Origin of the sequence: Oxynema mangrovii CENA135, assembly GCF_016632315.1 — a bacterium.
GTDB classification, from domain to species: Bacteria; Cyanobacteriota; Cyanobacteriia; order Cyanobacteriales; family Laspinemataceae; genus Oxynema; species Oxynema aestuarii.
The window spans coordinates 551,536-575,440 of the sequence record NZ_JAEOXH010000002.1 but is presented as its reverse complement, the minus strand read 5'-3'; the positions used below and the strand labels follow the sequence as shown (position 1 = coordinate 575,440).

General features: G+C 51.9%; 15 protein-coding genes. 6 read left to right on the top strand and 9 right to left on the bottom strand.

Annotated elements, in window-relative coordinates:
- Window positions 1-21: 21 nt before the first annotated feature.
- Window positions 22-795 (bottom strand): 1-(5-phosphoribosyl)-5-[(5-phosphoribosylamino)methylideneamino]imidazole-4-carboxamide isomerase, encoded by a 774-nt coding sequence (gene hisA / locus JJD41_RS16200; RefSeq protein ID WP_200668333.1) that lies wholly within the window; start codon window positions 793-795, stop codon window positions 22-24.
- A 328-nt stretch (window positions 796-1,123) separates the two neighbouring features.
- Here hisA and JJD41_RS16195 point away from each other — a divergent pair, with 328 nt between their 5' ends.
- Window positions 1,124-2,434, top strand: coding sequence for a GH25 family lysozyme (locus JJD41_RS16195; RefSeq protein WP_200668317.1), 1,311 nt, complete (start codon window positions 1,124-1,126; stop codon window positions 2,432-2,434).
- Between the two features lie 158 nt (window positions 2,435-2,592).
- On the opposite strand, the gene JJD41_RS16190 is transcribed toward JJD41_RS16195, so the two are convergent.
- The 4 genes from JJD41_RS16190 to JJD41_RS25925 form a co-directional block, all read right to left on the bottom strand.
- A complete protein-coding gene (locus JJD41_RS16190) occupies window positions 2,593-3,441 on the bottom strand; it encodes an MBL fold metallo-hydrolase (RefSeq protein ID WP_200668299.1) in 849 nt (282 codons plus the stop codon).
- 46 nt (window positions 3,442-3,487) lie between these two features.
- Window positions 3,488-3,910 (bottom strand): aspartate 1-decarboxylase, encoded by a 423-nt coding sequence (panD, locus tag JJD41_RS16185; protein ID WP_200668297.1) that lies wholly within the window; start codon window positions 3,908-3,910, stop codon window positions 3,488-3,490.
- 510 nt (window positions 3,911-4,420) lie between these two features.
- On the bottom strand, window positions 4,421-4,933 hold the full coding sequence (locus JJD41_RS16175; RefSeq protein ID WP_200668287.1) for an inorganic diphosphatase: 513 nt from the start codon (window positions 4,931-4,933) through the stop codon (window positions 4,421-4,423).
- Between the two features lie 405 nt (window positions 4,934-5,338).
- On the bottom strand, window positions 5,339-5,524 hold the full coding sequence (locus tag JJD41_RS25925) for a TLTLP motif-containing protein (protein WP_168571011.1): 186 nt from the start codon (window positions 5,522-5,524) through the stop codon (window positions 5,339-5,341).
- A 266-nt stretch (window positions 5,525-5,790) separates the two neighbouring features.
- Here JJD41_RS25925 and recN point away from each other — a divergent pair, with 266 nt between their 5' ends.
- From recN to JJD41_RS16145, 5 genes are all read left to right on the top strand, one after another.
- The gene (gene recN / locus JJD41_RS16165) at window positions 5,791-7,587 is read left to right on the top strand and encodes a DNA repair protein RecN (RefSeq protein ID WP_200669235.1); all 1,797 of its coding nucleotides are present in this window, start codon (window positions 5,791-5,793) and stop codon (window positions 7,585-7,587) included.
- 498 nt (window positions 7,588-8,085) lie between these two features.
- Window positions 8,086-10,722 carry a GAF domain-containing protein gene (locus JJD41_RS16160; protein WP_200668285.1) on the top strand — a complete coding sequence of 879 codons (2,637 nt, stop codon included), beginning with the start codon at window positions 8,086-8,088 and terminating at the stop codon, window positions 10,720-10,722.
- 180 nt (window positions 10,723-10,902) lie between these two features.
- The gene (locus tag JJD41_RS16155) at window positions 10,903-11,748 is read left to right on the top strand and encodes an adenylate/guanylate cyclase domain-containing protein (RefSeq protein ID WP_234488869.1); all 846 of its coding nucleotides are present in this window, start codon (window positions 10,903-10,905) and stop codon (window positions 11,746-11,748) included.
- Window positions 11,749-11,838: 90 nt separating this feature from the next.
- Window positions 11,839-12,000 carry a hypothetical protein gene (locus tag JJD41_RS16150; RefSeq protein ID WP_200668274.1) on the top strand — a complete coding sequence of 54 codons (162 nt, stop codon included), beginning with the start codon at window positions 11,839-11,841 and terminating at the stop codon, window positions 11,998-12,000.
- Window positions 12,001-12,075: 75 nt separating this feature from the next.
- Window positions 12,076-14,160 carry an ABC1 kinase family protein gene (locus JJD41_RS16145; RefSeq protein ID WP_200668272.1) on the top strand — a complete coding sequence of 695 codons (2,085 nt, stop codon included), beginning with the start codon at window positions 12,076-12,078 and terminating at the stop codon, window positions 14,158-14,160.
- Window positions 14,161-14,231: 71 nt separating this feature from the next.
- On the opposite strand, the gene JJD41_RS16140 is transcribed toward JJD41_RS16145, so the two are convergent.
- The 4 genes from JJD41_RS16140 to JJD41_RS16125 all read right to left on the bottom strand — a co-directional run bounded on the left by JJD41_RS16140 (window position 14,232) and on the right by JJD41_RS16125 (window position 23,703).
- Window positions 14,232-16,973 carry a CHAT domain-containing protein gene (locus JJD41_RS16140; protein WP_234488868.1) on the bottom strand — a complete coding sequence of 914 codons (2,742 nt, stop codon included), beginning with the start codon at window positions 16,971-16,973 and terminating at the stop codon, window positions 14,232-14,234.
- A gap of 87 nt (window positions 16,974-17,060) precedes the next feature.
- Window positions 17,061-20,714, bottom strand: coding sequence for a two-partner secretion domain-containing protein (locus tag JJD41_RS16135; RefSeq protein WP_200668270.1), 3,654 nt, complete (start codon window positions 20,712-20,714; stop codon window positions 17,061-17,063).
- A 129-nt stretch (window positions 20,715-20,843) separates the two neighbouring features.
- Window positions 20,844-21,656: a DUF928 domain-containing protein gene (locus tag JJD41_RS16130; RefSeq protein ID WP_200668268.1), complete on the bottom strand. Its 813-nt coding sequence runs from the start codon at window positions 21,654-21,656 to the stop codon at window positions 20,844-20,846.
- An 85-nt stretch (window positions 21,657-21,741) separates the two neighbouring features.
- Entirely contained in the window at window positions 21,742-23,703 is a 1,962-nt protein-coding gene (locus JJD41_RS16125; RefSeq protein ID WP_234488867.1) for a CHASE2 domain-containing protein, read from the bottom strand.
- Window positions 23,704-23,905: the final 202 nt, after the last annotated feature.

Sequence of the window (23,905 nt, the reverse complement as noted above, 5' to 3'; positions counted from 1 at the left end):
CATCCCCCGCCCGGTAATCGTTCAGGCGAATGCAGACGAGCCGAAATCCGGGGGGATATCCTGAAGGCGACCGGGACCGACGGCTTGCAAGGCATCTTTGAGAGACAGATCCCCGGTATAGAGCGCGCGACCGACGATCGCCCCGCTCACGCCTCGGGTTTCGAGGGCGAGCAAACTGAGTAAATCGCTGACGGAACTGACCCCACCGGAGGCAATAATCGGAATTTCGATCGCCTCGGCAAGTTCTTTTAAAGCGTCGAGATTCGGACCGCTTAAAGTGCCGTCGCGATGGATATCGGTATAGATAATCGCCGCAACGCCCAAGGCGGCCATATCCTGGGCCAAGGTCGGCGCGAGAACTTCGGAAGTTTCCAACCAGCCTCGGGTGGCGACGCGACCGTTACGGGCGTCAATTCCGACGACGATGCGATCGCGGAATTCCCGACAGAGTTCGCCGACTAATTCGGGTTGTTCCACCGCGACGGTACCGAGAATGGCGTAGCGCACGCCGAGGTCGAACAAGCGGGCGACGGCGCTGCGATCGCGCAATCCGCCCCCCACTTGCACGGGAACGGAAACGGTTTGGGCGATCGCCTCAATTGCCCCTAAATTCTTCGACTCCCCGGCTTTGGCCCCGTCGAGATCGACCAGGTGCAAGCGGGTTGCCCCTTGTTCGACCCACTCCCGGGCGACGGCGACGGGATCTTCATTAAAGGTCTGCGATCGCGCGTAATCTCCCTGGTAAAGCCGCACGCAGCGACCTTCTAATAAATCGATAGCGGGAATGACATCCATAGAATTGTAGATTTGAGATGTTAGATTTTAGCGTTTGCCGTTTAGATTTTAGATTTTTTAGTTTTATAAATTTGAGCGTCGAGAGTCATTTTTACTGAAATCGGATTCGTATTTTCCTGCACGATCGTCACCTACTGCAGAAAAGGCGATCGCTTGCCACCCTGGACGGGCGATCGCCCTTTGGTTTGCTATTGTTAGCATCCTGTTATCATACAAGCATCTCTGGCACTCGCTCAAATGCCCGAGAAAACTACCGTCGCGGACGAACTAACCGCCGAATTTACTCCCACTCTTCCCAGGCAAACCTTGCAAAAAATTAGCAACTCCTATGTGTGCAAGAGGCATTGACGTTTCCGACTGGCAAGATCCCGTCAACTGGTACAGTGTCGCTCAATCCGGTATGGCTTTTGCATTTACCAAAGCCACCGAAGGTGCTACATTCGTCGCCGATACCTTCCGAAGCAACTGGAATGCGATCCAATCCGTCGGTTTGGCACGCGGCGCCTATCACTTCTACCGCGCCAAACAAGACCCCGGCGCTCAAGCTGATTTATTCTTATCCACCGTCCCCTTGGGCCCGGACGATCTGCCCCCCGTCCTCGATATTGAAGCCACCGACGGTGTTTCCGCCAGTCGCATTCTCGACGGGATCGGCTACTGGCTCGATGTCGTCGAACGGGAAACCAAACGCCGACCGATTATTTATACTTATCCCAGTTTTTGGGAACGCATCGGCAATCCAAAAAGCTTTTCCGATTATCCCCTGTGGATCGCTCACTACGGCACCCAAAATCCTTGGGTTCCCGGGGGTTGGGACGGTTGGACTCTGTGGCAGTACACCGATACGGGAACGGTAAGCGGGATTAGTGGGGGGGTAGATATCAATTGGTTTAACGTGTCCCGAGAAGGGGCGCGCGGTTCCCACGTCCGCTACGTTCAGCAACGGTTAAACGAACGGGGGTTTTATCGGGGTTCGATCGACGGCCATTTTAGTTCGGCGCTCAGCCAAGCGGTGCTCAGTTTTCAGCGCGCGATGAACTTAACCGCCGATGGGATTGTGGGGATTAATACCTGGACGGCGTTGATGAGTTTGAGAGCGGCGTCTGCCACTCCTTCCCCACCACCGCCGCCACCGAGTCCGCCTCCGGTCTGGTCGCCGCCACCGCCGCCGCCACCGCCGAGAACGCCGACGCCGACGCCGATTATTCAACTGCTCGACGTTTTTCGTTTTTATCAAGGATTCGAGCATCAAACGCGGGCGATCGATTGGTTGCAAGGACAAATTTCTCAAGCGGTTTTGCTGGAGTTTGCCCGTTTGTGGCGCAATCAATCGACGAGCCAACCGAGTTTAATTCGTCTGCTCGACGTTTGCAAATATTATCGCGGTTTGCCTTATCAAGACCAAGCGGTGCGATGGTTGCAAGCACAGTTGAGTGAGGGGGTGTTGCAGGAGTTTGCCCGTCGCTGGCGCAGTCAAAATCCGGATCGGGAGGTGGCGCAAAGTTCGCCGCCGATTAGTTTGATTAATGTGTGCGAATACTATCAAGGGTTTGACGGACAAAAAGCGGCGTTGCAATGGTTGCAAGGTCAAATTCAGAGTTCGACTCTGGAAGAGTTTGCCCGTCGTTGGCGCAGTTGAGGGGGTACGGTTAGTGAGGGTCGGCGGTGGCGATCGCGATCGCCGACTGATGCAGCAGGGTTCGAGGGGGTTAAAAACAGTCTGTTGCTCAATGGGAATGGTTCGGTTTCGCTTCCCTTCTCAAATCCAAAATCTAAACGCTAAACGCTCTAAAAAAATTACAACACCAGTTTGGTGCCTTCACGGGCCAGACAGGCATCGGGATAGGCGGCGCTGACTTGCGCTTCGACATCGGCGAGAAAGTCGTCGCCGTGGGCCGGGTCGTGGTGAAAAATTACCAGTTTTTTAACTCCGGCGGCTTTACAAATTTTGACCGCTTCTTGCCAGGTGGAATGACCCCAACCGACTTTGGAGAATTGAGGGTGATAATATTCTTCGTCGGTATAGGTGGCGTCGTAGATAAAAACGTCGGCATCGCGAGCCAGGAAGAGAACGTTTTCGTCGAGGCGGTCGGCGTAATGTTCGGTGTCGGTACAGTAAACTGCCGTGCGACCTTGCCAGGTGACGCGATAACCGATCGCCTCGCTAGGATGATTGAGATGGGCGGTTTCGATTAAAATATCGTCAATTTTGACGCGATCGCCCGGTCGCAAATCGTGAAAGATCATCTCCGATCGCATTCCCCGCAAGGGAATCGGAAAATTCGGGTGCAGCATCTGATCGGACAGCCGTTGTTTGATGGTAGCGCCGTTGGGGGCGATCGCCCCGTAAATATGGAAGCTATTTCCCGGAATAAATGCGGGAACGAAAAAGGGAAACCCTTGAATATGATCCCAATGAGAATGGCTGAAAAATAGGTGCGCTTCGATCGGCATATTGGGGAGTAAGGTTTTCCCGAGAACGCGCAAACCCGTCCCGCCATCGAAAATTAAGAGTTTTCCCCCAACTCGAACCTCGACACAAGATGTATTGCCACCATACTCGACGGTTTCTTTACCGGGAGTGGCAATACTGCCGCGTACTCCCCAAAAGCGGACGAAGAAGTCAGAGGAACGGTTAGTTTCCATACTGGCTGATTCCATCAAAAGGCTGTGAACGAAGGGTTCGATCTGGCTACAATCCCACTGGGGTTTCACCCGGAGCGAGTTGGAGTCCGGCTCCCACGTTAAGATCTCGATAACGGCAGACTTGTTGCAAGCGGTTGCGCTCGTCTACAAAAACGACGGTGGGGGAGTAGGTTTTGGCTTCTTCCGAGGTAAATTGTCCGTAACTCATGATAATCACGCGATCGCCTGCCATTCCCAGCCGTGCTGCAGCACCGTTTAATTCGATATTGCCGGAACCGGAGGGAGCGGCGATCGCGTAAGTCATCAATCTCTGACCGTTAGCGACGTTAACAACCTGCACTTGTTCGTAGGGTAAAATGCCTGCGGCTTCTAGCAAGGCGAGATCGATACTAATACTACCGACATAATCTAAGTTGGCGCGGGTAAGCGTGCAATTATGAATTTTTGCCAAAAGGAGCGTTCGCTGCATGATGCTCGTTAAATAAAGAGTGACCGATCGCGATAGTCCTGACAAACTTTGCTGGCTAAAAGATTGGCCGACAATGAAGTTCTCAATGCTCTAATTTCCAAGAACTTCTACGGTGATTTTAGCGTTTCGGTTTTCGATCGGGAAGTCTTGGCGCTTTCTTTTACGCGAGCCGTCTCGTTGCAGTAGGATATTCCCCTTTATTTTTTAACTGCTTGAGTTGCTCGTTTCTCCAGTATATCCGACTCCCCCTTCGTCATACCCTTCGCCGTGCAATTCACTTCACTCTCGATGGGACGCCTGACAGTTGCCATTCCAACTGTCAGGTGTTGCAAGTACGAGCTAGGTTCAAACTCAAGCGCTCGTTGGTTCGCCACGGTTGCAACCGCGATCGTAAGGTGCGATCGATGCAACATCGGGAACATCGCCCCCTTTCCCGCCGTTCCCCCCGGTTAACGCCCGTGAGGGGGAAACGGGTTGGCAAAAGGGTGGTGCTTGGTGGCAAGCGCGCGATTATTTAGCCGCCGCTTTAATGCATTGTTCTACCAACGGCATGACGCTATCGACATCCTTCCAGCCGAGAATTTCTGTTTCTTTCTTTTCCAAGTTTTTGTAAGTTTTGAAAAACTCGGAGATTTCGTCAAGACGGTGACTGGCAACATCTTTAAGAGATTTGATGTTGGTATAGCGCGGATCGGTGACGGGAACGCACAACAATTTTTCATCGCGATCGCCGCCGTCAATCATCTCTAACATACCGATCGGTCGGGCGGCAATGACGCAGCCGGGAAAGGTCGGCTGGTCCATGATGACCAGACCGTCGAGGGGGTCGCCGTCATCGGCGAGGGTGTTGGGAATAAACCCGTAATCTAAAGGGTATTGAACCGACGAATACAAGACGCGATCGAGGGCAAAGGCTTGTAAGTCTTTATCAAATTCGTACTTATTTTTACTGCCCCCAGGGATTTCAATTAAAACGTTAACCGTACCGGGTTTGGGTTGAGCTGGAATCCGCGATAAATCCACTATTATCTCCTTGGCAACAAAAATCTCGGGATGTCGAGTAGGCGATCGCCCCTCCCACGCCGATCTCCGATAACTTTCAATGTTGTTGGCGATCGCGCGGGCGATCCGTGAGTCATCGTACCAGAAAGCCAGCTCTTACACACTCGATCCGGGTTTTGAATTCGGGTTTTTAATCGCGATCGCCTGGCGCGTCGGTTCGAGGGGACGATCGCGCGGCTAACCCCCCGGGTGAAACGGTCATTAAAATAATGCCGTCGTTCTGTTTCTAGAAGGGTTAACCTCCGAAAAGATCGACGACATTTTGAATTAAGTTTGCATTGTTATGGCGGCGATCCGAGCGCGGACATCAGCGAACGAACGCCATCGAGATCGTTAAACCGAAAACCGATCTAGGGCGAAGGGCAATCAATAGCGAAACCTACCTATCGGATAATTCCGTTGGGGTAAGGGATTTTGATTGCTCGGAGAATAGTGGGCGATCGCGAAGATCGGTAGGAGTAAAGTCAGCAAAGCAATAAGGGTTCCGACAAATTGAGAGAGTCTATGAGGAGGTTTTTCAGCCGAACTAGCAGACGGACTACCTGATTCCATACCGAATTGTTATAGGTGCGCTTTAAATTCAATCAGCTAAATCACTTTAACTGGGAAGGCTAAGGTTAACCCTCTATCCCTAGTATGACCTATTTACGAGTCCAATACTGTCGTACAGCAAACAATCTCAATGTTGCGCCGTGTAGCTCGAAGGAGACCAACGGTCAAAGGCTTATCGGAGAGTCGATCGCGGCGATCTCCACTGGATCGCGGCGGCGATCGGGATACACTTGCTTGTGTTCGGTTTCGAGGACGATGCGGGATCTATGTTGCTGTCCGTGCAGATTGAGAATTTTGCGTTGATCGACCGACTCCAAATCGAATTTGGCAAAGGTCTCAACGTTTTGACCGGGGAAACGGGAGCGGGAAAATCGATTATTCTCGATGCGGTCGATGTGGTCTTGGGGAGCAAAGTACAAGGGCGCGCGATCAGAGCGGGAGCCGATCGCGCCGCGATCGAAGCGACCTTTGAGTTAGACCCGCCGACGATCGCCTGGTTGCGCGAACAAGAAATCGACCCGCTCGACGACAATCTACTGGTCGTCAGTCGAGAATTGGTGGCGACCCGGGGGGGATCGATGCGGAGTCGATCGCGACTGAACGGGATTTTAGTCAACCGCCAACTGATGGAGCGCGTCCGCGAGCGTCTCGTCGAGATTACCGCCCAAGGGCAAACGGTACAACTGTTACAGGCGGCGCGCCAACGGGACTGGCTCGACAATTTTGGAGGCGACGCCTTACTCGCCCAACGGCAACGGGTCGCGGAAGCCTTTGCGAAAACGTCCCTCGCCTTGCAAGAACTCGAACGGCGGCGTCAGTCGGAACAACAGCGCTTGCAACGGATCGATTTGCTCGAATATCAACTCAAAGAGTTGAGCGAAGCTGATTTGAGCGAAGCGGACGAGGCGGAACGACTCGAACAAGAACGGCAGCGCTTGAGTCACGTGGTGGACTTGCAACAGCAGAGTTATCAAGCGTACCAATTTCTTTATCAGAATGATACGGGGGAGCAAGCTGCCGCCGATTTGTTGGGAGAAGTGCAATCGATCTTACAAGAAATCGTCGGTTATGATGGGAGCCTACAAGCGATTCTCGACATGGTCCAAGATGCGTTAGCGCAGACGATCGAAGCGGGACGGCAGATGAGTAGTTACAGCGCTAATTTAGAAGCCGATCCCGACCGTCTCGAACAAGTCGAACGGCGCTTGGTGCAGTTGCAGCAAATTTGCCGCAAGTACGGCCCGAGTTTGGGGGAAGCGATCGCCTACGCTCAAAGCATCGAAGCCGAACTCGAACAACTGACCGGAGGCGGGAAGTCGATCGAAGAGTTAGAACAGAATTATCGGGCGTGTCAGGGACAACTGAAGGCGGCGTGCGATCGCCTCACGGCCCTGCGGCGACGAGCCGCAAGAGCGTTGGAAACCCGCTTGCTCGAAGAACTCAAGCCCCTGGCGATGGAAAAAGTACAGTTCGAGGTGCAACTGTCCGAAATGCCGCCGAACAGTACCGGAGGCGATCGGGTGGCGTTCGCGATCGGGCCGAATCCCGGCGAACCCTTGCAACCGTTGCACGAAATCGCTTCCGGGGGCGAATTGAGTCGATTTCTACTGGCGCTCAAAGCCTGTTTTTCCCAAGCGGACGACGCGGTGACGCTGGTGTTTGACGAAATCGATGCGGGGGTGTCCGGACGGGTCGCCGGGGCGATCGCCCAAAAATTACACCAACTCTCTCTCTACCATCAGGTTTTATTCGTCACCCACCAACCGATCGTCGCCGCGATGGCAGAGTGTCACTTTCGGGTAGACAAGCAACTGATCGACGCGCCGACGCCTTCGGGAGAGGCGATCGATCCCGACATGGCGACCGCCACGGAAACGCGAACCGCCATTCGCGCGACCCGCTTGACCCCCCAACAGCGACGGGAAGAACTCGCCCAACTCGCCGGAGGAGAAGGGGCCGACGCGGCGATCGCCTTCGCCCAATCCTTACTCAACCAAGCCGCAGACTTACGCCAAGACCCCGACAATCGCCGTAAAAATACCAACGGTTCGAGGGAGGGTTGACCCAAACCCCCCGTAACATTCCCTACTTCGACGAAAAAATGTTAAAAATATGAGAATTCTCCCCGCAAAAGTAAGCGTTCCTTTAGGGAGATTCGTCAATGTTCAAATCTAAGTCGCTCAATTGAGTCAAGTAGAGCCGAGGCGATCGCCAACTTTTGTAATTTTTCCCAAAGCTCCCGGCTATTGTGTGTCAAATTAGTAGAGACAGTCACATCTATTTTTAAACAAGGATGCCAAAATATTTTTATCCCTGCCAAGCGCCTTTATAAAATGAAAATTCCTGTCGGTCCGATTTAGTTCCACCGCTCTCAAAGCGCTCGCCAAACGTAGGGCAATATCGTGCATCGGATGTCCTATTCTTCTCGACAGAGTACACTGGTGAGTAGTCTTCGATCTGCTCGGCGACGTGCCACGAATCTGCAAGGCTTGCTCCAGGCGATCGCTCGCCCGTCTGAGGAGGCAATCTCATCCCTGGTCTGAAGTAAAGAGTATAGATCTATGACAGCTGCATCTCCGAATCCGCATTCTTGGGACAGCCCTGGTGGTGCCGTCATCGATGTCACCCCCCAAGTGGAAGGCAAGAATGCGAATGCGAATCCATCATCAGCTCACCAACGTGCATCTGCTTCTGCCAACAGCAGCAGCGCCCTAACGGCAACCAGTGGAACGTTTTCCCAGTTCCTGGCACCGCTTACCCAAGATACCTTCAAACAGGTCGTCACCGACGTCGAGCAGAAACTCGAAGTCGTCAATCAAACCCTGTCGATGCTCGACAACCTGCTCGACTCTCAAGGGTTCGACGCCATTCTCGACGAAATGCTCCACTCGATTACCCTGAAGACCGGGGAACTCTTGGGAGCCGATCGCACGACGATCTTTTTATTAGATGAAGAAAAAAACGAACTGTGGTCGATCGTCGCCAAAGGCGAAGGTGAAGGCTCGTTAGAAATTCGCATTCCTGCCGATAAAGGCATCGCCGGAGAAGCCGCAACCTTTAAAAAAGAAATCAATATCCCCTACGACTTCTTTGACGACCCGCGATCGGGCGCCGCTAAAGAGCAGTATAAAAAAACCGGATATCGCACCTACACGATGCTCTGCTTGCCCCTGCTCAACGAGAAAGGGGATTTAGTGGCCGTCGTCCAACTTCTCAACAAACTTAAAAAAGAATACAACCCCCAAGCCGAACTCTTCGATCGCATCGATCCCAAAGGCTTTACCGACGAGGACGAGCGGGTTTTTGAAGAATTCGCCCCCTCGATTCGCTTAATTCTAGAATCGTCGCGATCTTTCTACAAAGCCACCCAACGGCAGCGCGCCGCCGCCGCCTTGATGTCGGCGACCCAATCCCTCAGTAAAAGCAGCCTCGACCTCGAAGAAACCCTCAAAAAGGTCATGGACGAGGCCAAACAACTGATGAACGCCGACCGCAGCACCTTGTGGCTGATCGATCGCGACAAAAACGACCTGTGGACTAAAATCCCGATCGGCGACCAACTCAAAGAAATTCGCATCCCGATGGGAGTCGGCTACGCCGGAACTGTCGCCAAAACCGGAGAACCGCTCAATATCCCCTTCGACTTGTACGACCATCCCGGCTCGGAAATGTCGAGAAAAGTAGACCAAACGAGCGGTTATCGAACCTGCAGTTTGCTCTGTATGCCCGTGTACAACGCCGACGGCGACTTGATCGGCGTGACCCAACTGGTTAACAAGAAAAAACAAGGGGACCATCCCGCTTACGACCCGGCAGAATGGCCGAAAGCTCCCGATTGTTGGAAAGCCAGTTTCAACCGCTCCGACCAGGAGTTCATGCAGGCGTTCAATACCCAAGCGGGAGTGGCGCTACAAAATGCCAAACTCTTCCAAACGGTCAAACAGCAAGAGCAAATGCAACGGGATATCTTGCGCTGTTTGAGCAATGGCGTGATCTCGACGGATAAATCCGGTCACGTGATCGCGGTCAACGAAAGCGCGATGAAACTGTTGGAAATTGACGACAGTACCCAGCTCGAAGGGAAACAGTTGCGCGATCTCATTCACGTCAAAGAAGGGGATTTTGCCAAGTGGTTTGACGCGGCCTTGAAAGGTGAAAATGAAAAGGCCAGACAGCAATATTATCCGGATCAAACCTTAGTTTCCGAAACCTCCGAAGAGCAGCACAGCGTTCATTTGTTCATCAATTCGATCGCCGACGCCACGGACCCGAGTAACGTTTACGGGGCCTTGGTGGTCATGGACGACATCAGCGACGAAAAACGGCTCAAGAGTACGATGTACCGCTACATGACCCAGGAAGTGGCGGAACAGTTGCTCGCCTCGGGAGAAACGGGATTGGGCGGCAAGCGCAAAGAAGTTTCGGTGCTGTTCTCGGATATTCGCAGCTACACCACCCTCACCGAAGGCATGGAAGCGGAAGAAGTGGTGATCATGCTCAACGAATATTTCGAGTCGATGGTCGATGCGGTTTTCAAGTACAAAGGAACCCTCGACAAGTACATCGGCGATGCGATCATGGCGGTGTTCGGTTCGCCGTTGCCCCTTAAAGATCATGCCTGGTGTGCGGTGCAAACGTCGTTGGAAATGCGCAAGCGGCTGATCGAATTTAACAAGCGCCGTTCGGCGGCGGGCAAACAGATTATTAGAATCGGGATCGGGATTCACTCGGACGAGGTGGTCAGTGGCAATATCGGATCGAGTAAGCGCATGGAGCTGACTTCGATTGGCGACGGGGTGAACCTCGGTTCGCGTCTGGAAGGAACCAGCAAAATGTACGGTACTGATATCGTGATTAGCGAAGATACCTACAAGCCCTGTGCGGATCTGATTTGGGTTCGCGAACTCGACTGCGTGCGGGTGAAAGGGCGCAACGAACCCGTGAATATTTACGAGGTGGTCGGATTGCGATCGGATCCGATTCCGGATGACAAGCTCGCCTTGTTGGAGCATTACCAAAAAGGACGGGAATGTTATTTGGGGCGGCAGTTTGCCAAGGCGCTGATCGAGTTCGGTCGCGTGATGGAAATCGATCCGAATAATAAAGCGGCCAACATCCACATGGAGCGCTGTCAGAACTTGTTGGAAGCTCCGCCGCCGGAGGATTGGGATGGGGTGGAAACTTTAACCTCGAAGTAGGCGATGGCTTGGGGTCTGGCGGTTGGCTCGAACCCTCGGCCCGATCGCCGCGCGGCGCTCGAGGATCGTCGATCGGCGGTCGAACCGAGCGTGTTAGGGTTAGGAGAGGACAAATGCACTTCCCCGGATCCGACGGGGGAGCCTTGTCATAAGTGAGTTGGTTGACGTTGTGTATGGAATATGGAAGTAGGGAGCCAGTTTGAGACATCTGCCCGAGGCATGTGCCACGAGGTCTCCGTTTTATTTTCGGAGATTAGCGGTTACGGCAGCTTGACGAAAGATTTGGAAAGTCAAGAGGTGGCCGACCTCCTCCATGAGTATTTCGAGTCGATGGTGGAGGCGGTTTACAAGTACAAAGAACGGTGTAAGAACCAGATAGAAATTGCCTGTGTGGGCAATTCTTTGATTGCCGTTTTCGGTTCGCCCCAACCCCTAGAAAATCATGCTTGGCTGGCGTTACAGACGGCCATCGAAATGCGTCAAAAACTCGAAGAGGTGAACCGACGACGCCGGGGGGCGAACAAGCCCGCGATCGAAATCGGTATGGGGATCAATTCGGATACGGCGATCGGCGCTCAGATTGCCTCGAAAAGACCGTTGGAGTTCAGCGCGATCGGGGAAGGGGTGAATCTGGGTTTCCGTCTCGAAGGGGTCAGTCGGCAGTACGGCTGCGATATTGTCCTCGGGGAGAATACGTATCATTATTGTGCCGATCGCATCTGGGCGAGAGAACTCGACACGATTCGCATCCGAGATAACCACAATCCGATTGCGATCTATCAGTTTTTGGGACTGAATTCGGAACCGATTCCCGACGATCGCAAGCAGTTGATCGAGCATTACGATAAGGGACGCGAGTTATATCTCAATCGGAAATTCGCGATCGCCATGGGGGAATTTGCCACGGTTTTAGAAATTGACAGCAACGATAAAGCCGCCGCGTTTCATTTGAAACGCTGTCAGCGTTTGCTGCGCGAACCCCCCAAGGAGCCGTGGGATGGAGCCTGGACCTTGGTCGAAAATTAGAGGAGCTTGGGGTAGCGATCGCGACCGTCCGGCTTCGTCGTCGCGCTCCTTCTCCTCACTGCCGGGGGTCGGGCGATCGGGCTACCGCTTTTGACCGAAAATTGGGGTTGGAGAGTGCGAGGCGATCGCGATCGCCAATGTTCTAATTCTCAACAATTCTCAACGGATGTCGAGTATCGATCGAGCCTTCGCGAGGGGCGATCGCGCGAACTCACCCCCTTGAGCTTCACCACAAGCGGTCACGAGTCTTGAGAGAGCTTTGGGAAAGTCTTCAGAAATCAATTGTTACAATCTATTAAGCGCTCGTTTCTAGACGATCCTCCATCTATGAATGCCAAGACCGTATCTCGTTCTGCCAACCCCGTAGAATCCAACCCCCTCTCCCGACCAGACGAGGCCAAAACCGCCTCCTCCCAGAGCATCCCCGTCTCTAGTGTCGCCGTCGAAGGCGAAGCCGACCCCGCCCGGAGCACCCCCCTCAAATCGGCTGCCGCCCCGGACGAAGAACTCGTCACCGAGAGTCGAGACTACGATGCCGTTGCGATCACCAACTACTACCGACCGCGCGTTTGGCTAGTTTGGCGGCGTCGCTTTGCCATCCTCTGGCCGATGCTCAAATTGGCATTCAAACTCTGGTTCGATCGCCGACGCGGTACCCTCAAGCAACACGAGTTGCAACGAGCCGAAGAACTGCGCGAAATGCTCACCCAACTCGGCCCGGCGTTTATCAAAGTCGGACAAGCCCTCTCCACCCGTCCCGACCTCGTACCGCCGTTGTATCTCGAAGAACTCGCCAAACTTCAAGACCAACTGCCGCCCTTCCCCAACGAAGTCGCCTACCAATTTATCGAAGAAGAACTCGGCGATCGCCCCGATCGCATCTACGCCGAACTCACCCCCGACCCCGTCGCCGCCGCCTCCCTCGGCCAAGTGTATAAAGGCAAACTGAAAACCGGGGAAACCGTCGCCGTCAAAGTCCAGCGTCCCGGCCTCGCCGAAAGCGTCGCCCTCGACATCTACATCCTGCGCGAACTCGCTCTTTGGGCCCAGAACAACATCAAGCAGATTCGCAGCGATTTAGTCGCGATCGCCGACGAATTCGCCGCGCGCATCTACGAAGAAATGGACTACACCAAAGAGGGCCACAACGCCGAACGCTTTGGCGACCTCTACGGCCACCTGCGCGATATCTACGTCCCCAAAATCTACTGGGACTACACCGCACGGCGCGTCCTGACGATGGAATGGGTCAACGGCACCAAACTCACCCAACTCGAAGCCCTCAAAGCTAAAGGCATCGACGCCAAATACCTCATCGAAGTCGGCGTCCAATGCTCCTTACGCCAACTCCTCGAACACGGCTTTTTCCACGCCGACCCCCACCCCGGCAACCTCCTCGCCACCAACGACGGCAAACTCGCCTATCTCGACTTCGGCATGATGAGCCAAGTCAAACCCTACCAACGCTACGGCTTGATCGAAGCCGTCGTTCACCTCGTCAATCGCGACTTTGAAGGATTAGCTCGCGATTACGTCAAACTCGAATTTCTCACCGAAGATACCGACCTCACCCCCATCATTCCCGCCCTCGCCGGGGTCTTTAACAACGCCTTGGGAGCCAGCGTCGCCGAACTCAATTTCAAAAGCATCACCGACCAACTCTCGGAAGTCATGTACGAATACCCCTTCCGAGTCCCCGCCTACTATGCCTTGATCATTCGATCGCTCGTCACCCTCGAAGGCATCGCCATCAACGTCGATCCTAACTTTAAAGTCCTCAGCAAAGCCTATCCCTACATCGCCAAACGCCTGCTGACCGACTCCTCCCCGCAATTGCGCGCTTCCTTGCGCGACTTACTCTTCAAAGACGGTGACTTTCGCTGGAACCGCCTCGAAAACTTGTTGCGAAACGCCCGCAGCAGCGACGATTACGACCTCTCCCAAGCCTTAAATCAAGCCTTAGAATTTCTCTTTTCCGAACGCGGCGAATTCATTCGCGAACGGATCGTCGAAGAATTGGTCAAAAGTATCGATACCCTCTCCCGCGACGCCGTCGGTAACGCCAGTGCGGTGTTGAGCGAGTGGTTCGGGCTGAAAATGCACCAACCGACCCCAGCTAGCGCCGCCGATACCCAAAAAATCGAACATATCAAACGAATTTGGGAAATCTTGCAAGAAACGCGCGGTTTCGACCCCACCAAACTGCTGCAAGCCTTACCCCCCTTGCTCATGAAGCGAGAAACTCAGGAAATGGGCCGTCAAATCGTCAATGGCTTGGCGGAACGAGTGGTCGCCCGTTTGATTCGGGAACTGTTACTCGAAGACATGCCCGCCGAACGCAACGGTCAGTACAACGGTCATAAACCCCCGTTGACCTTGCCGCCATCGAGTCGCAATGGCAAATCGGCTTGAGGCGATCGCGCAATAGAATAGTGGGGACTCGTAGGGACACCAACAATCTTGTCCCTGCATTCCCATACCCATTAGCGCCAATTGCCGACTAAAAGATAAGGTGCCCAAAAATAAGGCAGTTTGAAGCGGCGATCGTTCAATAAACTTAATTGAGCGCGCCTCAACGCTTCCGCCTTCGATATCCCTACATTTTCGGTTAATTCCTGATAAAAACGAACCATTAATATTGACGTCGAGCGATCGCTGACCCGCCACAACGTCCCCAGAGTGCTGCGAGCGCCCGCTCTGAGTGCAACTCCCGCCAACCCTAACGCCGCGCGTTCGTCTCCATCTGCGGTTTCGCAAGCGCTGAAAACGAGCAGTTCAATGGGATTGGAAACATCCCATTGACGATCGCGTAAAAGACGATCTAATTCCTTTACTTTGATTTTTCGATCCCAACTTAAAATAAAAGTGCGATCGGCTTGAGAACTAAATTGACCGTGAGTGGCAATATGGACGACCGGAAAGGGAAATTGCGCGATCGCCTGCTGTAAATTATCGCTGGTAAATGCTTGATTGAAAAGCAACTGACTCGATAATTGTACCTGAATACGTTCCAATTCCTCTTTAACATTGGGAAGCTCGGGAAACCCTTGACGGGCTTCGGACATTCCCGCACTCAATACTTGAAATTCGAGATCTTCAGACCCCTGAGAAGGAAGCAGTTGCAATCCCGGGGCGATCGCCACTGCATACTTTTCAATAAAATACTGCCGTCCGTCGTTCAGAGCGGCCATGGGAACGTTGCGTAACAGTCCGTCAAGGACGAAAACAACAGTTTCAATTTGACTCTGTTCTAATTGAACTTCAATGGGGCGAATTAACCAGTCATAAACTTGTCGGGATAACTCTAAAACCAACTGATTGTTCCCCGATCTTCGCCCGATATTTTGTTGTAACTCATCGAGAACTTGGCGAATCGTCGTTTCGGATTCGAGGGTGTGGTAAAGCTGTAACGACGAGTCCGGTAATGCCACAATCACCGTCAGGCGATCGGGTAAAATAATCGGATAAATTGCCGCCGCATGAGGGTCGATGCGATCGATTTGAATAGGTTTGGCATCCAAACAAGCTTCCTGAAAAAAGTTATCGAGTTCGGCTAATTGGAGAGATTCGATCGCCTGTCGTGCTTCCCTTAAATTTTCTTCAGTCGGTCGTACAGTAGGCTGGGTCAACAGATCGACAAATTCACGATAAACAGGTTCGACCGTTTCACGAAAAGAAAACTGAACGCTAGAAGAATTGGCATCGATCGCCACTAAATCTTTTCGTAAAGATTGCAACGTACTCACCGCCCCTCGATAGGCGGCGATCGCCTCATTTCGATTTCCTTTTTTGGCTAAAATACGACCGAGTTGCCATTGCCAACGGTAGGCGATTTCCCCCGCATTCATCTTTTGAGCGAGTCCTAACGCGCCTTCGGTAAGCTGTTGGGCGTCTTCAAAATTTCCGGTTAATTCATAAAGTTTTCCCAGACTTCCCAAAGCATAAGATTCAGCTTGAGGATCTTCCAAAGTTCTAGAGGTATCGATCGCCGTAGCTAATAACTCCGCCGTGCGACCGACGAGCGATCGGCGATTGCCTCCTCTTGTTTCATCTTTTAACGCATAAAGTTTCATCAAACTTTCGGCAAAATTAATACGAGCTTCGATCGCATAACGACTGAACGCGAGACGGTCGAGAGAACCCTCGATTTCAGGCAGTAACTCTGCCGTATATTCGAGTTGTTGCGTATCGATGAATAAACTGAGTTGGTTGAGCTGCGATCGCGATTGGAGGGCGGGCGATCGGGCAATTTCTGCGGCTTTTCGATAAGCATCGAGGGCGATTTCAAATTCCTGTTTTGCCCGTTCTCGTTCTTGCAAGGCGATCGCATTTTGCGCGATCGCCCGCGCCGTATTGCCGAGGCTAAGCTGAGTTGCCGCGATCGCCTCCGTTAAATTTAAACCTCGCGCAATGTCCAAACTTTGAGATAATAATTCGCGGGAACGTTCCAACTCGCCCATCGCCCGCAAAGCATTCGCCAAACTTTGCAATCCCGTCACTTTGAGGGCAGAATCGGGTTGATTTTTCAGGGAAATAGTCGAGGCTTCTAAAACTTGACGGGAACGGCGATAGAGTCCGAGAGATTGTAAGGCTTGAGCTTGGTTGAGTTGCGTCCCGATCGCCCCTTCATTGTCGCCGAGTTGGGTATAAAGTTGGTGGGCGGTTTCCCAATTTTCTAAGGCAGCTTGCCAATGACCTGTCTGTTGTTCTAAATGTCCTTTCGTATTAAAAATTTGGGCAAGAATGGATAAGACTTCCGGAGAACTTTCGTCAGTAAGATCGCCCGATTCGAGTAAACTTAAAGCCGTGGCGATCGTGGTTCTGGCTGCGGACCACTGTCCTAATTTCTGATAGACGAGGGATAAATAATTGAAGACTAAAGCGCGATCGAGGCGATCGGTTTCGCCTTGCAATTGACTCGCCGCGCGTTCCCATTGGCGTTTAGCTTCAGAGAACTGTTGAGCTTGAAACAATTCGCGACCCTGTTGCAACGATTGGAGCGCATCCGGTGCCGTTTGGGCGTTGATTCTCCCAGAAAATAACTGAAGATCGCCCCCAATCGGATCGAAATAGGCGATCGAATGGCGATCGATGCGATCGATATTAATACTCGTAACGGTCGCTACGATCGCCATTCCCAAACAGAATTGTCCGACCCATTTGGAGCGACCTAAACATCGCTGCAGACGGGCGATCGTTTTTTTTCCCCGATTCAATCGATCCATGATGACCCCCTCCCCAAATCGTTTCGAGCTGCGAGTCGCACTTATATTCTTTTCTGGCCTGGAACGAAATCAACTAGTGTATATTACTTACCGCATCTCAAGACATCGCCGTTGCGGGGTCGAGGGATGGGGTGATGTCTTTTCGGGGGATTCGGCGACGAGTTCGACTTGTCCGTTCGCCTTGACAGTCCATCCTTGCGCCTCCACCGATGGCGATCGCTCAGTAGACGCCGCCAGAGGGCGATCGCCGAGTTGTCCCCGGTCTTGCGGTTCGCGGGCGGTCGGTCGCAAATCGATCCAAGTGGCTTCGTCGGCGATCGCCTCGATCGGATTCGGCGGCAACCCGCCTCGCCCGGTGACGACGAACTCACTTTGTTGCTGACCCGGACGGCAACTCGAATCAATTTGGTTGCTGGCATCGACAAAATTATCCGGTAACTCGACTAATCCCGAGGTCGGGTCGATGTCGGGGGTATTAATCGTGACCGTCCCACTCAAGCTGGAATTGGCCCCCGTCGCGGTAATGTCGCTGGCGGCAGTGTTTTGGGGACGAAACGCCGTACCGAAGATGCCTCGGACGTTGAGAGTGACATTGCCCCCTTGAGCTTGGGCGGAATTGGCACTGATATCACTATCTCCTACCGCCGCCAAGGTCCCCGTATCGATCTTAATATTGCCGCCCGTCGCCTCGGCGATCGCGTTCGTGGCGATATTGCTATTGCGGGTGAGGATCGTGGAATTGGCGGAAATCTCGATATTGCCTTGGCTGCCAGCTTCGGTTTCGGCGATCAGATTCGATTGGTTGTCGAGTCGAACTCGGTCGGCGCTCACCCGGAGACTGCCGGGGGAGAAGTTACCTACTGCACTCACATTCACGAAAGAGCCATCTTGTAGGGTGAGTTCGTCGGAGGCGATCGTCAAATTGCCCGCATTTCCCCGACCAAAGCTTGCAGACGAGATCGCCGATCCGTCGGAGAGCGCCAATCGGTCAGCTTCCAGGATGACGTTCCCCCCACTGCCCTCACCCAGCATCGCAGCCGCGATTTCCGATCGATCGGCGAGGGTCAGTTCCCCCGTTTTTACGGTGAGATTGCCCGCCGTTCCACTGCCTTGAGAACCAACCAGAGTGACGACAACGCTGCCAACCCCAGAGCCACTGGAATCATTCAAGGCGATCGATTCCGACGCCATCAGTGTTAGGTTGCCGCCATTGCCCCGGCCCAGGGTTGCGGCGGAAATAAGGGCTCCATCCGCAAGGGTCAATTTTCCAGTCTGCACGGTCAGGTTGCCTGCATTCCCAGTGGCATCGGGTCCGACATCCGTCGCTAAAGCGCTACTGACTCCAGAGGCATTGAACCCATTCAAGCTGACGAATTCCGACGCGAGAATCGTCAGATTTCCCCCATTTCCGCGACCTAATGTCGAGGTGGAGATCCCCGCTCCATCGAAGAGGCTCAATCGCTGCGTTTCTAAGGTGACACTGCCTGCATTCCCACTGACGTCCGGACCGACGAGGGTGAGGATCGAGGTGGCCAGTCCAGATCGATTGAAACCCTTCAAAATTGCCGATTCCGAGGCGAGAATGGTGACATTGCCGCCATTGCCTTCACCCAATGTCGAGGTGGAGATCGCCGCTCCATCAGAGAGGCTCAAACGAGCGGTTTCGATCGCGAGGTCCCCTGCGTCCCCCGTGGCGTTGAGACCGACGGACGTCCTCAAAATGCTGCCCTTTCCCGATGTATCTAAGCCGCTCAATTCTATAGAGTCCGAGGCGATCGCCGTCAGTGTACCCCCATTGCCCCGACCGAAGGTAGAAGAGGAAATTCTCGCGCCATCAAAGAGGCTCAAGCGAGCGGTTTCGATCGCGAGGTCCCCTGCGTCCCCGGTGGCTTCGGAACCGACATCAGTGCTTAAAAAGCTGGGTTGTCCAGAACCGTTGAAGCCCGATAAGATTACAGAGTCGGAGGCGATCGCCGTCAAGTCCCCCCCTTGACCCCGACTCAAGGTTGAGGTCGAAATCCCGGCTCCGTCCGCAAGACTCAAGTGACGGGTTTCTACAGTGATGTTGCCTGCATTGGCACTCGCCTCGGAAGTAACTGAACTCAACACACTGCTGCCAAATCCAGACCCATCCAACCCCCTTAATTCAACGGATTCCGACGCCACAATCGAGAGATTGCCGCCATCGCCGTTACCCGATGTCGCGGCGGAAATCATGGCTCCGTCAGCGAGGATTAACTCGGTGGTTTCGATCGCGAGATCGCCTGCATGACCGAGGGTTGAGGACGTTGTATTGGTGCGTAAGCTGCTGCTGAATCCAAAATCATCTAATCCCTTTAATTCGACTGATTCCGAGACGAGAACGCTCAGATTTCCCCCGTTGCCTTGACCGGATGTGGAGGAGAAAACGATCGCTCCGTCAGAGAGGGTTAACTCGGTGGTGGCGATCGTCAGATCCCCGGCGTGACCCGTAGCTTGTGGGGCGACTGAGGTTTCTAAAAAACTTCCCAATCCAGAGGGATCTAATCCTTTCAATTCAACGGATTGTGAGGCAAAAACGGTCAGGTTCCCCCCATTGCCCCGTCCCAAGGTCGAAGCGGCGATCGCCGTTCCGTCGGCGAGGGTTAACTGACGGGTTTCTACGGTGAGATCGCCTCCGTTTGCACTGGCTTGTGGCTCGACCAGAGTGACTAACACGCTGGGAAAGCCGAAGTTATTAAAGCCGCTTAATTGTAGGGATTCAGAGCTTCGGACGAGCAAATCCCCCCCGGCTCGATTTCCCAGAGTGAGTCCCAAAATGGCGGACCCTTCGCTTAACGATACAGTGCGACCCTGGAGGTGGATGGCCCCTGCACCTTCGCCACTGCTATCTAAAGAGGCGGCAGCTTTGAGTTGAATTTCCCGAAAATCGGCAATTTCTGAATAGTCAAACGCCCAATTTTCCTCGATCTTACTTAGCGTCACTCGACTGCGATCGCCGACGCTGCCGAGTTCGATGCTGCCGCCGTTGCTGGTGATATTGCCGCCACTCAGTTCGATCGCCCCACCCAGAAGGGCGATCGTGCGATCGTTAACCTGCAAGCCTGGCGATCGGTTGTCTCTCACGATCCCATTAGTTTCGCTATCTCGACTCAGATCGTTACCCGGCCCGTTGACGACAATTGAACCCGGATTAGACCCCATTTGCAAACCCACCGGGACGCTAATCGTCAGTATAGGCGGGGTTTCGCTGGCTAGGGTACTAAAAGAGGTTCCATCGGCGAAGTCGATCCGATTGGCACTGGAGGCGAGGAAGGAACCGCCGAGGTCGAGTTGGGCGTTGGGTCCGAAGACGATGCCGTTGGGATTGAGCAGGAATAAATTCGCGACCCCATTGGCTCGAATCAAGCCGTCGATGTCAGAGAGGGATCCTCCCGTCACCCGAGTGAAGATATTCTCGATCTCCAGTGCGTTATTGAAAAATGCTTCGCCGTTCGTCGGAAGTGAGAATTCTTCAAAACTGTGGAATAAATTCGTTTCTGCTGGGGTTCCCCCTTCAATTTGATAACGATTTCCTTGGCGAGTGACGCTCGAATTAACGGGCAGGGTGCGATCGGGGACAATTTGGGCTTGGGCTGGGTAAATGAAGCTCGTGAATAAGAGGGGTAAAAGGTAATTTTTTAAGCGATGTTTTGGAAATACATTAACTTTATTTTGATTCAAAATAGGGTTTGAGTTTCGATCGGGGTGTTGCCGTTCCATGTTTTCGATACCCCTCAGTAAAAAAATGTTTTTTAAGAGTTATTCGATCGTTCAAAAAATATTTATTTTTGAGGCGAGAGTCGGCTGCTACAATTGCCAAGAATTAGAGAATTATTTCGGTAATTCCGTCTAAGATTCGGGAGTTTCTTCGAGTTCGATTAAATTCATCGGCACTTCCGTAAACTTCTCCAACCCTGCGGATTCGAGTAAAAATTTCCACTCTGCAATGACGGCGGGATTATCGGGATTTTCAAGATAAAGCCGCGCTAGAGTTGCGATCGCCTCGTGCCAAATTCCAGCTTCTGCATATAAGTTAGAACGGGCGATCGAGTCGGCTCGCTTTAACTGATTTTCTAACGTCGGATCGAGGTCAAGTCTTTGAACCCATCCATCAATTTCAACATTTTTTCTCAAATTATTAGGATTGCAAATTAGGGAAAAATACCAGTGATAGTTTTTATTCACAACAATTTCCGGAATTTCGGGCAAACGAACGATCGCAATTCCCGATTCTCCGGAGATTTCAAAAATCCTTCGATAAAGGTCGAATTCATCTTCATCTTTTAAGACAAACTCGACTTGTCGGGCGCTGGTTTGCGGCAGGTAAATCAAAAATTCCGGAGATGTAGACAGAGTATAGCTTAAATTTACACTGTCTTCGGAACCTAAATTGGGAGTCAATCCCGTTAATGTGAGGTCGTTTGGAGCTGCATCTCCTTCGCACTGTCCTCCACGAGTTGCACCGCCAACAGGGGGCGGCGGTCCCCCAAACCCTTGTGTTGGCGGTTTGTATTTTGCTAATTCATGACGCGGAAGGTTAATCGTCGATCGTTCATTGTGCGAACTCGCACTCAAACCCGGAGGAGGGATCGAAAGCGTGACAGTGACATCGAAGGTCAGCCAAACCACGAAGAAACAGACGGAGGGTTGAAAGACTTTCACGATCTTGCACGATTGTCAAGTTTAATTCTTCCCGAGACATAACATATCAGTCAGGCGATCGTCATCTGAATTGACCCTAAAAATGTTAATTTTTATGACGAGAGTGAAATTCGCTTAATACCCGATAAACCTGCATGGGTTCTTTACGACCTTTGAGAAATACTTTACCGATAAATTGGGTTTTAAAGCGATCGTACAATAATTTTTGAGTATGTTCGGAAATCAAAATTCGACAAATTCCCCCCTCAATTGATTTATCAAAACTTTCTAAACGTGAAGCGATATTAACCGTATCCCCAATAACCGTATAGTCCTGTCTTCGATCCGACCCCAAACTGCCAACTACCACCGTTCCCGTGGTAATTCCAACTCTCATTAAAACCGATGGTTTTCCCTGGCTTTCCCATTGTTCGTTAAGGGATTGAAGGGCTTTTTCCATAGCCAAAGCACAACGCACGGCTTGACGGGCATCTCTCGCAATTCCCTCGGCAGTTTTTGAGGGAATGGGAATCCCAAAAACAGCCATAATTGAATCGCCAATAAATTTGTCAATAATGCCGTTATATTCTAGGACGACTTGAGCCATGACTTTCATATAGTCGTTGAGCCAAGACATTAATTCCCTCGGTTCCATTCCTTCAGCAATACTACTGAAGTTTTTGAGATCGGTAAACAGAACAGTTGCGGTGATTTCTTGACCGTGGATTTGGCCGTCTTCTAAAATTTGATAGCGATTTTCCCAGATATTTTCGGCCACTTTATCGGTGACATTACGCTCGAAAAGATTCATGATGATTTCCCGATCTTTGCTCTCTACTGTGGCGATATAACCGATCGCGGCGATCGCGGATATTATTAAGCTGGAAAGAGCGGGAACGAGGGGAATCCACCAGCCTTGTAAAAACATGAAAAATGAAATACCGACGAGAAAAGTTACAGATAGAAAAAGGGTGACTGTTGTCTGAAAAATTGAATAATAAAATTTTTTACCGGGAAGGTAATTCTGCCAACTCGCCAAGCTAAAACCGATCGCCGCCCAGAAGAAGATCCACAAATTCTCTATTTCCTCAGTCCAGCTTTTGATTAAAGGGCGATCGTCGAGGGCTGCACTGAGAATTTGGCTGGTGAGATTGGCGTGAATTTCTACCCCAGAAGTGCGGCTAGGAAGGCCGAGTAAGGTACTATCATAAGGAGTAATAAAATAATCTTGTATGCTGAGGGCTGTAGACCCAATTAAAACAATGCGATCGCGGGCAAAGTTATCGGGAATCTGATTGGTTAAAACATCGGTCATCGAAACTTTTAGAAATGGCTTTTTGGGCTTTCTATAATTGAGAAAAATTTGATAGCCGCGATCGTCCGATTTGATATAACTGCCATCATTAGATCGCCAGCGCTCGAACACTGCTTGATTGAGTTGCAAATAGTCGGGGTTATCCGTTGCATTTTTCGGTTCTATTCCCCGATCTTCTAAATAGATTAAGGCTAAATTTAGAGCGATACTGGGTAGAATATCGCCATTTTGAGTTTCGGCGAACAGCAAACCCCGACGGACTTTTCCATCATTATCTAAAATAAGATTGCTGGCTGCAACTCGATCGCGATCGCGCAATATGCGGGGCGGATTCACTTCAATCCCGTTTTCATCGCTGCCGACTAATTGGACGCCAATTAAATTGGGTGTGTTTTTAAAAATTTCAATTAACTCTTGATGACCTTCGCCAACAGATAAATCTCGATAAATATCGAAGCCGATTGCTTTTGGTTGTTGTTGTTTGAGGCGATCGAGTAATTGAGCGATCGTCCGATCTGGGATGGGCCACTGTCCGGCAGTTTGAATATCGGATTCGGTAATAGCAACGATAACAATGCGATCGTCGGGGGGTTCGAGGGGACGCAGACGAAAAAACCAATCGATCGCCGCCCATTCTAGCAGTTGAAATGCACCTGTAAGCCGCAATAAAATTAAAATTACGGCAACGCAGGGCGCGATTGCTAACATTTCCCAAGGACGTCCAAAATGCAGGAGCGTCTTTTTTTTATTCATCGGTTTCTATGGCTTTAAAAGCATAGCTGAATTGAGGTAATTTACAATATTTTTTTGTTATTATCCTATATGTTATAAAACATGGTATGATGTTTTTAGCCTTTTTATAAGTTACCGATCGCCGAGGTTTCAAAAAATGTCAATTCAATCGCCGTCGCCGGATCGATTGACAAAAATAGAAAAGGTAAAAATACTTGAATTT